This is a genomic window from Actinomadura sp. 6K520, assembly GCF_004349245.1.
Classification (GTDB): Bacteria; Actinomycetota; Actinomycetes; order Streptosporangiales; family Streptosporangiaceae; genus Spirillospora.
On the sequence record NZ_SMLC01000099.1, the window covers coordinates 1 to 15,378 of the forward strand.

Consider the following 15,378-nt stretch of genomic DNA (forward strand, 5'->3'; position numbering starts at 1 on the left):
TGTCGAAGCGGTCGGGGGAGGGGAAGACGGTTTCGTCGCGGTTGGCGGAGGCGTGGTAGACGACGACCTTGTCGCCGGCGTTGATGTCCTGGCCGGAGAGGTGCACGGGGGTGGTGGCGGTGCGGCGGAAGTCCATGACCGGGGGCCAGTAGCGGAGCATTTCCTCGATGGCGGACGGGAGGAGGGACGGGTCGGCGCGGAGGCGGGCCAGTTCGGCGGGGTGGTCGAGGAGGGTGTGCAGGCCGCCGGGGATGCCGTTGCGGAGGGTCTCGTTCCCGGCGACGGCGAAGAGGAAGAACATGTTCTCGAACTCTTGGGTGGTGAGGCCGCCTTCGAGCATGCGGGACATGATGTCGCCGGACGGGTTCTCGCGCTTCTCGGCGGCCAGGGCGTGGGCGTAGGCGAACATGTCGGCCAGAGCGGTGTACGAGCGCGGGTTGACGGGGCGGCCGTCCGGGCGGGTGGTGGTGGGGCGGTACTTCATGGCTTCGCGGGCCATGGGGCTCATTGAGCCGGCGTCGGCCGTGGAGAGGCCGGCGTACTCGTCGTCCTGGTAGCCGATGACGCGGGACGACCAGTCGTAGAGGAGGCGGCGGTCGGAGTCGGGGACGCCCATGATGTGGGCCAGCGTCCAGACGGGGAGGTCGGCCGCCAGTTCGACGAAGTCGGTGTCCTCGTGCAGGGCCGAGGTGATGAGGGTGCGGGCCCGGGTGTTGATCGTGTCTTCGAGGGCGCGGACGGCGCGGGGGGTGAAGGCGGCGGCGACGATGCGGCGGAGGCGGGAGTGGTCGGGCGGGTCCTGGTTGAGCATCATCGCGCGGACGAAGGCGAGATCCTCGGGCGTGTCGGGGTCGCGGATCTGGGTGGCGCCGAGGTTCGAGGAGAACAGGTCCGGGGAGCGCAGGACGTGCTTGACGTCGGCGTGCCGGAAGACCGCCCAGTAGCCGGGGCCGGCCGGCCAGGGGCCGACGGCGGGTTCGGGGATCCAGGCGACCGGGGATTCGGCGCGCAGCTTCCCGAAGGTCTCGTACGGGACCCCGGTCGTGTAGGTGGACGGCAGGAAGATCTCCTCGTGCATGCCCTCAGCGTGCATCATGTCGGGTGTGACGGTGAAGGCTGAGGAGATTCTGCGTGACAATTTCGCGCCCTGGGTGCTCGACCTCGGGCTTGTCGTCGAGGAGGTGGGGGACGGGACGGCGGTGCTGCGGTTGCCGTGGTCGGAACGGCTGGCCCGGGAGGGCGGGGCCCTTTCCGGGCAGGCGCTGATGGCCGCCGCCGACACGGCAGTGGTCATTGCCGTTTCGGGGGCGAAGGGGGGTTTCGTTCCCATGACGACGGTGCAGTTGAGTACGTCGTTCCAGCGGCCCGTGGTGGGGAAGGACGTGCTGGTCGGGGTCGAGGTGACGAAGCTGGGGCGGACGCTGGCGTTCGCGGAGATCGACATGACGGTGGATTCGGCGACCGTCGCGCGGGCGAGTGCCGTTTACGCGATCATCGGGTGATATGAGGCGTACTGAGAAGGTCGTTGTCCCGGACGGTGAGTTCAGCCTGCACGTGTGGGCGCCGGAGGGCGGGGGCCCGGGTGTCCTGCTCGTCCAGGAGATATTCGGTGTCGGGGAGTACATGGAGGCGGTCGCCGAGGATCTCGTGGCGCTCGGGTACGTCGTGGCGGCGCCCGACATGTTCTGGCGGATCGAGCCGGAGTGGGCGGTGCGGCACGACGAGGAGGCGCTTCCCCGGGGGGTGTCGATGGTGTCCCGGTTCGACTGGGACAAGGGGGTCGACGACGCGGCGGCGGCGCTGGCGGTCCTGAAGGGGCTGCCGGGCGTCGGGAAGACCGGTGTGCTGGGCTTCTGCTTCGGCGGGACGCTGGCGTATCTGCTGGCCGCCAGGACCGAGGTCGATGCGCTGGTGTCGTTCTATGGTTCGGGTGTGCCGGGTGCACTGGACAAGATCGACGCGATTCGAGGGCCGGTGCAGTTCCATTTCGGGGGCGATGACCCCTACATCCCGAGGGAGGACGTCGCCAAGGTCGAGCGGGCGGTGGACGGACGGGACGGCATGGAGATCCACGTCCAGGAGGACGGCGGGCACGCGTTCCACAACCGGAAGGCGCCGATGTTCTACCAGCCGGAACCCGCGGAGCGTGCGTGGCGGCTCACCGTGGACTTCCTGGGGCGCACCCTGTCGTAGTTCAGGCCGGTTCCAGGGCGAGGCGGGCCAGTTCCTTACGGGACGAGATGCCGAGCTTCGGATACGCCTTGTAGAGGTGGTATTCGACCGTCCGTGGGCTCAGGAAGAGCTGTGCGGCTATCTCGCGGCTGCTCGTCCCGGACGCCGCGAGGCGGACGACCTGGAGTTCCTGCGGGGTGAGACGGTCCAGGAAGTCGGGGGCCGTGGGGACGGACGGTCCGGATTCACCGGTGGCTCGTAGTTCGGCGCGTGTGCGGTCCAGCCAGGGGGCGGCGCGGAGGCGTTCGAAGAGCTCCGCTGCCGAACGGAGCGGTGCGCGGGCGTCGGAGCGGCGGCGTGCCCGCCGTAGCCATTCGCCGTAGAGGAGTTCTGTACGGGCCCGTTCGAACGGTCGCGTTGACCGCTCGTGTAGCTGGACGGCGCGTGCGTACGGTTCCTCGTCGTCCGTCAATAGGGCCTCGCAACGCAGGGACACGGCGAGCGCCCAGGACTGTCCTCCTGCCTCGGCCCACGTGCGGAAACGTCCGAAGGCCGCGCGGGCGAGTTCGGGCTGACCGGAACGCACTGCCGCCTCGACCCGGTCAGGGTCGGAGGTAATGCTGGCTGTGCTGTGCCTCTGGTGGCCGCGGGCCAGCTCTTCGAGGCGGCGTAGCGCGTCGTCGTGGCGGCCGAGGCCGAGGTCGAGCAGTGCGAGCGCGCTTTCGGTGAGACCGTCGTTCGGCGTGGGTGCCTTGGTGATCAGCTCCCGGAGTCGTGTCTCGTCGCCCTCGATCGCCGCCGATCGGGTCAGTACGGCGCCGAGCCGTCCCTCGCGGTGGGGGCGGCCGGTGTCGCGGGCCAGCGCGATCGCCTCGGCGACGGCGGCCTCCGCGTCGGCGTGCCGGCCGACCGCGACCAGCGCCTGGGCCAGCGTCTGCAGAACGTTCGGCAACGTGCCGATCAACCCGTGCCGCCGGGAATGCGCCACCTCGGCGGCCGCCAGCTCCAGCGCCGCCTCGTCGGCCCCGATGATCAGTGCCAGCTGGGCTGCCCGCACGCGATCCCCCGCGCCGAGACCGCGCCCGCCGTCCCCCCGAGCGGACGCATCACCGCCCCCGGCGTGCCCCGTGGCGCCCCCGCGGTCTCCGGCGCGCCCGACGGAGGCGTCGCCGGCCGCTGTGTGTCCGGTGGTGCCGGTGCGCGTGGTGGAGGCGTCGCCGTTGTCAGCGCCCATGGCGGTGTCGCTGCGGTCTTCGGCGCGGTCGGCGGAGGCGACGCGGGTCCCGGTGTGCCTGGTGGGGGTGGTGCGGGTTTCGGTGACGAGTTCGTTGAGGAGTGGGACGCCGTGTGCGTGGTCGCCGTCGGCGAGCAGGGCGAGGCCGCGGATCGTGCGGTCCTCGGGCAGCAGCTCGGCGGCGCGCAGCACGGCGGGCAGCTCGCCGGACGTCCACCCGTACATCGCGCCGGTGCGCAGCATCGCGGCGCGCTCGCCGGGTGCCGCCTCGGTGGCGTGGTCGACCATCATGCGGGACGCGGCGCGCGGGTCGCCGCGCTCGTACTCCACGGTGGCGTGGACGCGGGCGAGCCGCGCCAGCCCGGCGGGGGCGGTGGTGAGCTTCTCCGCCTGGACGGCGAGGTCTTCGGCCTCGTCGAGCCGCCCGGCCTGCAGGACCATGGAGGCGGCGGTGCCGAGGCGGGCCGCGCGTGCGGCCGGGGCGGGCGTCAGGTCGGCGGCCTGGCGGTAGAGCGCCGCCGCGGTCGCGTAGCCCTTGTGGGCGCGGGCCCGTTCCGCCGCGCCCTCGACATCGGCGGCGACGTCCTCGTCCGGCGCCATGGCCGCGGACGCGCGGTGCCGGGCACGGCAGTCCGGGTCGGTGGCGGTGTCCGCGAGGGCCCGGTGGACGGCGACGCGCCGCGCGGTGACGGCGCCGTGGTAGGACGCCGCCCTGATCAGCGGGTGGCGGAACGCGATGCTGCGCCCGGTGACGTTGACCAGCCGGACGCGTTCGGCCTCCTCCAGGTCGTCGAGGCCGACACCCATGCTCTGTGCCGCGTTCAGCATCGTGGGCATGTGCCCGCGGCCCTCCGCCGCCGCGATCAGCAGCATCAGCCGGGTGCGCTCCGGTAGGTGCCCGATCTGCGCGCGGAACGAGGCGAGGACGCGGTCGGCGACGGGCAGCGGGTCGGAGCCGTGCGCGGTGCCCGTCCCGGCGGCGCCGAGTTCCTGGAGGGCGAGCGGGTTGCCGGCCGCCTCCCGGATCACCCGGCCGCGGACGGTGGGCGGCAGCTCGCGCGCCGCGAGGAGCCGCTCCGCGTCGCCGCGCCCCAGCCTGTCGAGGCGCAGCTCGGGCAGGCCCGTGCCGGTGAACGCGTCGTCCCGGGCGGCGAACAGCATCACCACCCCTTCGACGGCCAGCCGCCGCGCCGCGAACAGCAGCGCGTCGGCGGTCGCGGTGTCGAGCCACTGCGCGTCGTCGACCAGGACCAGCGCCGGGCCGTTCCCGCCGGGCAGGTCGGCGAGCAGCGTCAGGACGGCGAGGCCGGTGGTGAAGCGGTCCCGCCCGGGTCCGGCGGACCCGGGATCGGCGGACCCGGGATCGGCGGACGCAGTGCCGGCGCCGCCGAGTGCGGAGCGCAGCGCGGCGGCCTGCGGTGCCGGGAGTGCGTCCAGCCGGCCCCGGACGGGCCACAGCAGCTGGTTGAGGCCCGCGTAGGCGATGCCGGACTCCGCCTCGACGCCGGTCACCCGCAGGACGTGCGGCGGGCCGTCCGCCGGGAGGAGCGCCGCCGCCTCGGCCAGCAGCGCCGACTTGCCGATCCCGGCCTCCCCGCGCAGCAGGAGCGCGCCGCTGCGTCCGCGGTCGCGTGCCGCCGCGAGCAGAGAGGAGATGCGCGCCTGTTCGTCGTTCCGCCCGTAGAGCACGCATCCAAGGTACGGGGAGAACTACCGAAGTCATACGGATTCGCCCCGTAGTCGGCGGCTCGTACGTTCTTGACCAGTCAGAACGCACCAGGAGGGCGTCATGCAGGAACTGTTCGAGCCGCTGTCGGCGGGCAAGCTGGAGCTGTCCAACCGACTCGTGATGGCGCCGATGACCCGGAGCCGGGCCACCGGGAAGGGCACCGTGACGGAGCTGACCGCCGAGTACTACCGGCAGCGCGCCGGGGCCGGGCTGATCGTCACCGAGGGCACGCAGCCGAGCGTCCGCGGCCAGGGGTACGTCCAGACGCCGGGCCTGCACTCCGGCGAGCAGGTGGCGGCGTGGCGCACGGTGACCGACGCCGTGCACGCCGAGGGCGGGCGGATCTTCGCCCAGCTGATGCACTCCGGGCGTGTCGGCCACCCCGTCCTGTACCCGGACGGCGGCCTGCCGCTGGGCCCGTCGCCGATCGCGTCCGGCGACCAGCTCTACACCCCGGACGGGATGCTCGACCACCCCGTCCCGCAGGAGATGACGCCGGACGACATCGCGCGGGCGGTCGGGGAGTTCGCCGCCGCCGCGCGCAACGCGATCGAGGCCGGGTTCGACGGGGTGGAACTGCACGGCGCGAATGGCTACCTGATCCAGCAGTTCCTCGCCGACGGGAGCAACGTCCGGACGGACGCCTACGGCGGGACCGTCGAGAACCGCATCAGGTTCGCCGTCGAGGCCGTCCGGGCGGCGTCGGACGCGATAGGTCCGGAGCGCGTCGGCCTCCGCGTGTCGCCCGGCGGCACGTCGAGCGGCGTCAGCGAGAGCGACACACCGGAGCTGTACTCCGCCCTGGTCGCGGCACTCGCCCCACTGGGCCTCGCCTACCTGCACGTCATGGAGGAGCTGAATCGCGAGATGACCCGCCGCATCCGCGCCGCGTGGCCCGGGACGCTGATCCTGAACCCGCATCCGACGCCGGACTCGTTCCCCGCGACGCCGGAGGAGGGCGCCGAGGCGCTGCGGGACGGAGTGGCGGACGCGGTCGCGTTCGGCGAGCTGTGGCTGGCCAACCCGGACCTGCCCGCCCGCATCAAGGCCGGCGGCCCGTACAACCAGGCCGACCGCGCGACGTTCTACGGCGGCGACCACCGCGGCTACACCGACTACCCCACCCTCGGCTGAACCACCGGGCCGGGGACGGGCCGGGGCCCCGCGTGGGGGTGGCGCGGGGCCCCTGGCCGGGATGTCCGCCCAGGTCAGAGACCCGGGCGCACGCCGCCGTTGAAGTTGCGCTTGTAGTAGGAGTTCAGCTTGATCTTCTTGACCTTGGACCGCGAGTTGGGTGCGTGGATCATGTAGCCGTGGCCGGCGTAGACGCCCACGTGGGTCCGGCCGCCGTAGAAGAACAGCAGGTCGCCCTTGACGGCACCCTTCCAGGAGACCTTCTTCTTGACCGCACGGTAGATCTGCTGGCTGGTGCGGGGAAGCTTCACCCCGGCCTTGCGCCAGGCGCCTCCGGCCAGGCCGGAGCAGTCCCATGAGCCCGGGCCCGTTCCGCCGTAGCGGTAGGGGTCGCCGATCTGCTTGGAGGCGTACTTCACGGCGTAGGCCGCACGCTTCTTCTGCTTGGCGGAGCGGGACGCGGCGGCCTTGGCGGCCGGGGCCTTGACGAGCGTGGCCTCTTGGGGGACCACCGTCGCCTCCGCGGGACCGGCGGTGAGCAGGGACGCTCCCAGCGCGGTGCTGACGGCCAGGCCGGCCGTGGTGATTCCGGTCTTCGAGGGGATTCGAGGGGTATGCAGAATGACTCCAGAGTTCGCGGTTGATGCCTACCGGGCAGCCGTCGTCCACCGGGTGTCGCTCGGGGATTCGGGATGCCGCGGCCGCGCGGCTCCACAACGGCGTGATCAGGGACGCCGGGGAAACACGGCCGCTTCCGGTTCCACGCCTCTCGGCGGCGCGGATTCGGCGTCCGACGGCGGCTTTCGGAGCGGTGTCCAGGGGGACGACCTCGGGGGTCGGCGCCGGCCGCGTACAGGTGGCCGGGCGCGCCGCGGCCGCTCGTCGGAGTGCGTGTTCTGTTATCCGGGCGGCATACCGTGCCGCATGAACCAAGCGAGAACCTAGGCAGATACCGGCGAACAAGGCAAATCCCCCGCACCATTTCCTGGGCGCCCGGCATTGCGGCGGGGACGGCTGCCCCGCCTTGGCCTGCGCCGATTCCGAGTCCGATTCGTGATCTGTGAACCGAGTCACGCAGCCATGCTCACGCCGCCGTCAACGCGACGGAAGAAGAACCCGCATCTGTGGATAACCAGCGCCAGCGGTATGGCATAAATCACAAAAAACAAATAAAAGCCGCAAAGGTCACCTGGTCGGTCCCATGCGATGCGCGGGCGGACGGCCGGGTGCCGGCCGGGGCGTCGGCCGGGCGTCCGGCGGGCCGGTTTGGCGGCGGGGAATTGCCGGATTCGGCCAACGTTCGGGGGTTGACGGGGACCCCCGCGCCGCCTGTAGTCCGAAGGACATTCATGTCCGGTCTCCGGAGGGAGCCCCGTGTTCGGCAGGCTCGGCAGAGTACGTCCCGTCCACGTCGTCTCGACGCTCGCACTCTCGGTCGCGCTCGTGCTGACCGCCGCGTCCCCGGCAGCCGCCGCGGAACGCGACGCCACGACGGCCAAGTTCCCGCCCGGCTTCCTCTGGGGTGTCTCCATGTCCGGGTTCCAGAGCGAGGGGTCCTTCCCGGACAGCAACTGGACGAGGTACGCGGAGGACGCGAACGCGGTGGAGCACCCATACGGCGATTCCGTCGACTTCCGGAACCGCTACCCCGGTGACCTGGACCTGGCCAAGGGCCTCGGTGTGGACGTCTTCCGCACGTCCATCGAGTGGTCGCGGATCGAGCCTCGCCGGGGGTACCGCGACCCGGCCGCGATCGCCTACTACGACGACCTCATCCGCCAGATCAGGGCCAAGGGGATGCGGCCGATGCTCACGCTCGACCACTGGGTGCACCCCGGCTGGGTGGCCGACCAGGGCGCCTGGGACAACCCGCGCACGCAGCGGGACTGGCTGCGCAACGCCGAGTTCGTCGTCAACCGCTACAAGGACCAGGACGTCATCTGGATCACGTTCAACGAGGCCAGCTCCTACATCTACCGGGAACTGAGATTCCGTCCGATGAACCTCGGGCAGATGCTGACGATGCGCGACGCCCTCATCAAGACGCACCGCGCCGCCTACGACATGATTCACAGGGTCGATCCGGGCGCGATGGTGTCGAGCAACGTCGCGTACGGCTCGGCCCTCAACGGCATCTTCGACGCGGCCCTGTTCAACGACGTCACCGACAAGCTCGACTTCATCGGGATCGACTACTACTACGGCGCGAACCTGGAGAACCTCACCGCCGTCCACTCCCTCACCGGGGAGTTCTACAAAATCGACCCAGAGCCAGAGGGGCTGTACTACGTCCTCAAGAACTACCAGCGAAGGCTGCCCCACCTGCCGGTCTACATCGTCGAGCACGGCATGCCGACCGACGACGGCAAGCCGCGGCCTGACGGCTACACGCGCACGGACCACCTCCGTGACCACATGTACTGGATCCAGCGCGCGATGGCCGAAGGCGTGAAGATGATCGGCTACAACCACTGGAGCCTCACGGACAACTACGAGTGGGGCAGTTACCGCGCACGCTTCGGCCTCTACACGGTGGACGTGCGGACCGACCCGTCCCTGACCCGCCGCCCCACCGACGCCGTCCCCACCTACCGCTCGATCATCGCGAACCGGGGCGTCCCCACCGGCTACGTCCCGGTACGCAAGCCCGGCTGGTGCTCCATCGAGGACCCCATCGCCACCTGCTTCGGCACGACCCCGACCCCGCCCGCCGAATACGCCGTCCCACGCTGACACCGCGCCCCACACCGCGCCCCACACCGCGCCCGCACAAAGCCCGCCGCGCCCAGCGGGGACGCCGTCGCGGGCAGGTCAGTCCGCGGCGCGGAGCAGGTCCAGGACGGCCTGTTCGACCGGGCCCTGCGTGGCGAGTTCGCCTTCCGCGGCGTCCACGCCCAGCTTGCCGAGGGCGGGCGCGATCGTCCGGCCGTCCTCGTACAGGCCGATGATGCGGGGGTCGATGTAGGAGGCCCGCGCCACGGCCGGGGTGTTGCCGAGGTAGGCGGCGACCTCCTTGACCACGCGGACGACGGCGCGTCTGCGGGCGGTGTCGCTGCCGCCCGCGCGGACCGACACGGCGAGGCCGACCGCCGCGAGGACGGTGGCGTGCCAGGTGCGGAAGTCCTTGGCGGTGAAGTCGCCGCCGGTGACCTCCCGGATGAAGGCGTTGATGTCGGTGGTCGTGACGTCGTGCCAGCCGCCGGGGACGCGGTGCGCGAGGAGTTCGGGGGAGCCGTCGCGGCGGCGTTTGAGCCCGCTGACGACCTTGCAGACGTCCTCTTCCGCGACCGACCGGTACAGGTCCTTCGAGTTCTTGGCGGGATACTCGAAGGTGACCTCGCCGCGACCGCAGGCGACATGCTCCCGCAGGACGGTGGCCATCCCGAACGTGCCGTTCTCGGCGGCGTACGCCTCCCCGCCGATGCGGAAGAACCCGAGGTCGATGAGGCGGACGGCGGCGGCGAGGACCCGCTCGCGGCCGTAGCCCCGTCCGGCGAGATACTCGGCGAGCGTGTCACGGACCTTGGGCAGCCGGTCGGCCAGATCTAGGACGTGTTCGTGTTTCTCTTGGTCCCGCTGTTCCCGCCATGCCTCGTGGTAGAGGTACTGGCGCCGTCCAGCCGCGTCGGTGCCGATCGCCTGGATGTGGCCGTCCGGGTCTGGGGAGATCCATACGTCCGTCCAAGCGGGCGGGATGACCAGTGACCGGATGCGTTCCTTCTCGGCGGGGTCGTCCAGGGGGCGGCCGTCCAGCCCGAGGTACATGAAGCCCTTGCCGCACTTCCGCCGCCCGAAGCCGGGCTCGCCGGGGTCGCTGCGACGCAGTTCCGTCATCCCGGGTGGATCTCCCCGCCGGCGGGCACGAGCGTCTGGCCGGTGTAGTAGGACGACTGGCGGTTGGAGGCGAAGAACACGTAGGACGGGGCGATCTCGTCGGGGTCGGCCGCGCGCCCCATCGGCGCCTGCTGCCCGAAGCCCTCTACGCGTTCAGCGTCGAACGTGGCCGGGATGAGCGGCGTCCAGACCGGACCGGGGGCGACGCAGTTGACGCGGATCTCGCGCTCCATGAGGTTCTGGGCGAGGCACTCCGCGAGGGTCATCGCGGCGGCCTTGCTGGCGGAGTAGTCGATGAGCGTCTTGTTGCCGCGCAGGCCGTTGATGGAGCCGGTGATGATGATGGACGATCCCGCGCCCAGGTGGTCGAGGGCCTGCTGGACGGTCCAGAACAGCGAGAAGACGTTCACGTCGAACGTCCGGCGCAACTGCGCGTCGTCGATCTCGCGGAGGTCCTTGACCGGCGTCTGCGTGCCGTGGTGCAGGACGAGCACGTCGAGCCCGCCGAGGTCGCGCACGGCGTGCTCGACGACCTCGCGGCTGTGCCGTTCCTCGCCCAGGTCGCCGCCGAAGGTGAAGCAGCGCCGCCCGGCGGCCTCGACCAGGCCGGCGGTGTGCCGGGCGTCCTCGTCCTCCTCCAGGTACGTGATGGCGACGTCGGCGCCCTCCTTGGCGAACGCGACCGCGGTGGCGCGCCCGATGCCGGAGTCGCCACCGGTGATCAGGGCGCGGCGCCCCTCCAGCAGCCCGCTCCCGGTGTAGCCGCGCATCTCGTCGCGGGGTTCGGGTGTCATGTCCCCGGTCCGCCCGGGGTACGGCTGACTCTGTGCCGGTCGCTCGCTCATGACCTCGCCTCCCGTGGGGGCGTCACGTCCCGGTTCGCTTGGCTCATGGAACGCGAGTGCCCGGAGCGGGAGGGGGCAAACGCCCCCCTATTGTGACCGGTGGATGAGTCGTGCCTCCGCAATCCGCAGGGGTGTGAGCGGAGCGCGTGGTGACTTCTGGGTAACATCATCCCGAACCACATTCGGTCCCTGACGTAAGGTGCTGCTTATGGACCTGAACGGAGTTTCCGCCGTCGTATCCGGTGGCGCGAGCGGCCTCGGTGAGGCCACCGTCCGCACGCTGGCCGCCGAAGGCGCCAAGGTGGTCATCGCCGACCTCAACGAGGACAAGGGCAAGGCCCTCGCCGACGAGGTCGGCGGCGTCTTCGTCAAGACGGACGTGTCGGACGAGGCGCAGGTGCAGGCCGCCGTCCAGGCCGCCGTCGACACCGGCAACCCGCTGCGCGTGATCGTCAACAGCGCCGGCATCGGCTGGGCGTCGCGGACCGTGAACCGCGACGGCACCCCGCACGACCTCGGCTCCTACGAGACCGTCATCCGGATCAACCTCATCGGCACCTTCAACCTGATGCGGATCGGCGCCGCCGCCATCTCCAAGACCGAGCCCGCCGACGCGGACGGCGCCCGCGGCGTGGTGATCAACACCGCGTCCATCGCCGGCATCGAGGGGCAGACCGGGCAGCTCGCCTACTCCGCGTCCAAGGGCGGCATCATCGGCATGACGCTTCCGGCCGCCCGCGACCTCGCCGCCATCGGCGTCCGGGTCAACACCATCTGCCCGGGGATCATCGACACCCCGATCTACGGCGAGGGCGAGGCCGCGGACGCGTTCAAGGCCAAGCTCGCCGCGCCGGTCCCGTTCCCGAAGCGGATGGGCAAGGCGTCGGAGTTCGCGCACCTCGTCAAGTCCCTGATCGAGAACGACTACATGAACGGCGAGACCATCCGCTTCGACGGCGGTATCCGCTTCCAGCCGAAGTGAGGCACTGAATGTCCGACGCTGTTCTGACGGAAGAAGACGGCGCCGTCCTCGTCATCACCATCAACCGCCCCGAGGCCCGCAACGCGGTCAACGGTGAGGTGGCGCGGGCGATCGCGGCGGCCGCCGAGGAACTGGAGTCCCGCAAGGACCTGTCCATCGGCATCCTCACCGGCGCCGGCGGGACGTTCTGCGCCGGCATGGACCTCAAGGGCTTCCTGACCGGCGACAACCCCGTCGTCGAGGGCCGCGGGTTCGCCGGGCTCACCCAGCGTCCCCCGGCCAAGCCGATGATCGCGGCCATCGAGGGCTACGCGCTCGCCGGCGGCTGCGAGGTGGCGCTGTCCTGCGACATGATCGTCGCGGCGCGAAACGCCCAGTTCGGGCTGCCCGAGCCGAAGCGCGGCCTGGTCGCGGCGGGCGGCGGGCTGCTGCGGCTGCCGCAGCGCATCCCGTACCACATCGCCATGGAGATCGCCCTCACCGGTGACAAGTACCCGGCGGAGCGGATGGCCGAGCTCGGGTTCGTCAACCGGCTCACCGAGCCGGGCGGCGCGCTCGCGGGGGCCAAGGAGCTGGCGCTGAAGGTCGCCGAGAACGCCCCGCTGGCGCTCGCGGCGACCAAGCGGGTCATCGTCGAGTCCGCGGACTGGACGTCGGCGGAGGCGTGGCAGAAGCAGCAGGACATCACGCTGCCCGTGTTCACGTCCAAGGACGCCCAGGAGGGCCCGGCGGCGTTCGCCGAGAAGCGCAAGCCGAACTGGAAGGGCGAGTAGCCCGGCACGCCCTGGACGCCCGGAACTAGATGGTTCCGGGCGTCCTGACGTATGTGACGCAAGTGTCGGATGCGTCCTGTTCCGGCCGGATGGACGGTTCCACTTACTTCACAGTAAGTATTGCCGTACTCTTTTGCCCCACGTGCAGTGATCTTGGGAGTGGACATATGAAGAGGAACGCGGTGCTGGTGGTCGCCACCGCCCTGGCGTGCGCCGCCGGGACGGTCGCCGTGGCCGCCCCTGCGCACGCCGCCGCCTGGAAGGACATTCCCGGCGCGGCGCTGAAGTACAACGGCTCCCTCGACCGGGTCGACTTCGGCGCCAAGAACGCCGGCTGGGCCGTCGGCGCCGCCGGCAACTTCTTCGGCCCGCAGGCCAAGATCGCGCGCTGGAACGGCTCGTCCTGGGTCGCGGACACGAGCCCGGCCGCCTTCACGCCGACCGACGTCGCCGTCGCCGGGGCGGACAAGGCGTGGATCATCGGCTACAGCCTCTTCGGCACCACGAGCCTCCACTGGAACGGCACCAAGTGGAACCAGGTGGCCTACCCGATGGTGGGCTTCCCGACCGCCGTCTCCGCCGCTCCCGACGGCACCGCCTACTCCATCGCCGGCATCGACGCCGCCGCCGGCGGCCCCAGCGCCATCCTCCGCTGGACCGGCAGCGGCTGGGTCGATCCCCAGGTCCCGCTGCCCCCGTCCTCCTCGATCACCGCCGTGGACGTCCGCGGCAAGAACGACGTGTGGCTGGCCGGCACCACGTCGTCCGCCGGCACCTCCGTGACCGGGCTGGTCATGCACTTCAACGGGACGTCCTGGAAGCGGATCGACGTCCCGGGCAACATGGGCGTCCCCGCCTACCAGGGCACGCTGCACCGGATCGTCGTGAACTCGCCGACGAACGTGTACGTGCTGCGCGTCCGGCAGAACGCCCAGATCACCAATGCGATCCTGCGCTACGACGGCACGTCCTGGAAGACGATCAACACCCCGCTGAACGCCGCGGGCATCGGGCTGTCGTCCGACGGCAACGGCGGCGTCGTCATGCTCCCCATCACCACCGGGACCAAGTCGCAGTACATGCACTACAACGGCACGTCGTGGACGACGCTCAACGGCCCGGCCCGCTCCGGCACCGTCCAGGCGGCCGACGCCGACCACCGGCCCGGCACCACGGCCGTCGTGAGCGCCGGCACCGCCTCCGAGCCCGACAAGAAGAGCCCCTTCATCGAGTACTTCAGCTGACCGGCCGACCAGCACCAGCACCCGCACACGCCCGCCCCTCCATCCCCCCGGGAGGCGGGCGTCGTGCTGTAGCCCCTCAGCCTGCGGCCCCTCAGCCGAGGACGGGGAAGTTGCTGCGGAAGACTCCCCGCGGGTCGCGGGCGCGCTTCAGCTCGCGCAGCCGGGCGAGCACACCGGGTGCGAACGCGTTCGCCGCGCGCTCGCCCGGGGCGAGGAGCGTGAACGGCTTGCGGCCGGTCGTGTACGGGACGAGTGCGTCCGCCAGCTCCCGCTCGCGGGCCCGGACGGACGTCCCGCCGTCCTCGCCGGGGACGCCGAACATGTAGAGCGCGAAAGGCTCGTCCAGGTGCCCCGCGGGAGTGCCGGACGGCCGGGCCAGGGCCCCGCCGAGATGCCGGAGCTGGACGGTGAGCAGCGGGTCGACGGGGCGTTCCAGCAGCGCGGCGGCGACCTCGTCGGTCAGTTCCGTGAGCAGTTCCGCGCGGGACAGCCCCGGTCCGGGCTCGGTCGGCTCGGCGGTGATCGTGCCCAGTTCGGCGACCGGCAGCACGGCGCGCGAGTCCGAGATCCTGCCGCTGATCCTGTCGAGGGGGCGGAGGAGCGCCGCGGCGCCGCCGCCGTCGCCGAGGAAGGCGCAGTCGACCGCCACCAGCGGAGCCGCGCCCGGATACCGCAGGAGTTCGTACCAGGCGGTCAGCTCGTCCGGTGCTCCTTCGGTGACCTCGCGGTAGGCGTCCAGCACGGCCGCCGCCCGCTCGGCCGGCCACAGCATCCGGCCGCCGTACAGGCTCGGCGCCGGGTGCAGGGCGAATTCGACGGCGGTGACGATCGCGAAGTCGCCGCCACCGCCGCGCAGCGCCCAGAACAGGTCCGGGTCGGATCCGGACGTCACCCGCGAGCGCGCGCCGTCCGCGTCCACGATGTCGAACGCGCGGACGCTTCCGGACGCCCAGCCGTGCCTGCGGCCGAACCAGCTCAGCCCGCCGCCCAGCGTGTAGCCGGTGACCGTGACCACCGGGCTGCTGCCCGCGAGTCCGGTCAGCCCGTGCGGGCCGGCCGCCGCGAGGACGCGCCCCCAGGCGACGCCGGCCCCGGCGCGGGCGATCCGCTCGTCCGGGCGGACCTCCAGCTCGTCCAGCCGGGCGGTGCGGAGCAGGATCACCTCGCCGGCGTTGCCGCTCGCGCCGTGGCCGCTCGGCTGGGTCGCGACGGTCAGCCCAGCGAGCCGGGCATGCCGGACGAGGGCCGCCACATCGTCGGCGTCGGCCGCCTCGACCACGGCGCGGACGGGCTGGTCCACCGCCAGGTTCCAGGGCCGCCGCGCCACCTCGAACCCGTCGTCGTCCGCCGCGAGCACCCGGCCCCTGACCACGCCGCGCAGTTCGTCCCCGATGTTCATGGTCTCTCCTCTTCGCTGCCGATGCGTCCACG

The 15,378-nt window shown here is 71.6% G+C and carries 13 protein-coding genes; 7 read left to right on the top strand and 6 right to left on the bottom strand.

The features are described 5' to 3' along the window. Positions 1 to 1,078, bottom strand: a 1,078-nt coding sequence (locus tag E1289_RS23760) for a cytochrome P450 (RefSeq protein ID WP_131983787.1), incomplete at its 3' end; no start/stop codon positions are given. 25 nt (positions 1,079 to 1,103) lie between these two features. On the opposite strand from E1289_RS23760, the gene E1289_RS23765 reads away from it, so the two are divergent. Continuing rightward, complete coding sequence (locus E1289_RS23765) at positions 1,104 to 1,502, top strand: PaaI family thioesterase (RefSeq protein WP_207929114.1); 399 nt, start codon at positions 1,104 to 1,106, stop codon at positions 1,500 to 1,502. 1 nt (position 1,503) lies between these two features. Next, on the top strand, positions 1,504 to 2,193 hold the full coding sequence (locus E1289_RS23770) for a dienelactone hydrolase family protein (RefSeq protein WP_131983791.1): 690 nt from the start codon (positions 1,504 to 1,506) through the stop codon (positions 2,191 to 2,193). Position 2,194: 1 nt separating this feature from the next. On the opposite strand, the gene E1289_RS23775 is transcribed toward E1289_RS23770, so the two are convergent. Beyond that, positions 2,195 to 5,095, bottom strand: coding sequence for a LuxR family transcriptional regulator (locus E1289_RS23775; protein ID WP_131983793.1), 2,901 nt, complete (start codon positions 5,093 to 5,095; stop codon positions 2,195 to 2,197). Positions 5,096 to 5,195: 100 nt separating this feature from the next. Here E1289_RS23775 and E1289_RS23780 point away from each other — a divergent pair, with 100 nt between their 5' ends. After that, positions 5,196 to 6,269 carry an alkene reductase gene (locus E1289_RS23780; protein WP_131983795.1) on the top strand — a complete coding sequence of 358 codons (1,074 nt, stop codon included), beginning with the start codon at positions 5,196 to 5,198 and terminating at the stop codon, positions 6,267 to 6,269. Positions 6,270 to 6,343: 74 nt separating this feature from the next. Here the strand turns inward: E1289_RS23780 and E1289_RS23785 are convergent, their stop codons facing one another. Further along, a complete protein-coding gene (locus E1289_RS23785) occupies positions 6,344 to 6,781 on the bottom strand; it encodes a C40 family peptidase (protein ID WP_243713100.1) in 438 nt (145 codons plus the stop codon). An 862-nt stretch (positions 6,782 to 7,643) separates the two neighbouring features. Here E1289_RS23785 and E1289_RS23790 point away from each other — a divergent pair. Then, positions 7,644 to 9,002 carry a family 1 glycosylhydrolase gene (locus E1289_RS23790; protein ID WP_131983799.1) on the top strand — a complete coding sequence of 453 codons (1,359 nt, stop codon included), beginning with the start codon at positions 7,644 to 7,646 and terminating at the stop codon, positions 9,000 to 9,002. 78 nt (positions 9,003 to 9,080) lie between these two features. Here E1289_RS23790 and E1289_RS23795 read toward each other — a convergent pair whose 3' ends face one another. After that, entirely contained in the window at positions 9,081 to 10,103 is a 1,023-nt protein-coding gene (locus tag E1289_RS23795; protein ID WP_131983801.1) for a DNA topoisomerase IB, read from the bottom strand. Further along, positions 10,100 to 10,948 (bottom strand): SDR family oxidoreductase, encoded by an 849-nt coding sequence (locus tag E1289_RS23800; RefSeq protein ID WP_131983803.1) that lies wholly within the window; start codon positions 10,946 to 10,948, stop codon positions 10,100 to 10,102. Before E1289_RS23800 ends, E1289_RS23795 begins: the two co-directional genes overlap by 4 nt. A 208-nt stretch (positions 10,949 to 11,156) precedes the next feature. Here E1289_RS23800 and E1289_RS23805 point away from each other — a divergent pair, with 208 nt between their 5' ends. The 3 genes from E1289_RS23805 to E1289_RS23815 all read left to right on the top strand — a co-directional run bounded on the left by E1289_RS23805 (position 11,157) and on the right by E1289_RS23815 (position 13,947). Further along, positions 11,157 to 11,930: an SDR family NAD(P)-dependent oxidoreductase gene (locus E1289_RS23805; protein ID WP_131983805.1), complete on the top strand. Its 774-nt coding sequence runs from the start codon at positions 11,157 to 11,159 to the stop codon at positions 11,928 to 11,930. Positions 11,931 to 11,938: 8 nt separating this feature from the next. Next, positions 11,939 to 12,703, top strand: coding sequence for a crotonase/enoyl-CoA hydratase family protein (locus E1289_RS23810; RefSeq protein ID WP_131983807.1), 765 nt, complete (start codon positions 11,939 to 11,941; stop codon positions 12,701 to 12,703). Between the two features lie 167 nt (positions 12,704 to 12,870). Beyond that, positions 12,871 to 13,947: a hypothetical protein gene (locus E1289_RS23815; RefSeq protein ID WP_131983809.1), complete on the top strand. Its 1,077-nt coding sequence runs from the start codon at positions 12,871 to 12,873 to the stop codon at positions 13,945 to 13,947. 91 nt (positions 13,948 to 14,038) lie between these two features. Here the strand turns inward: E1289_RS23815 and E1289_RS23820 are convergent, their stop codons facing one another. Further along, a complete protein-coding gene (locus E1289_RS23820; RefSeq protein ID WP_131983811.1) occupies positions 14,039 to 15,346 on the bottom strand; it encodes an FAD-binding oxidoreductase in 1,308 nt (435 codons plus the stop codon). Between the last annotated feature and the right edge of the window lie 32 nt (positions 15,347 to 15,378).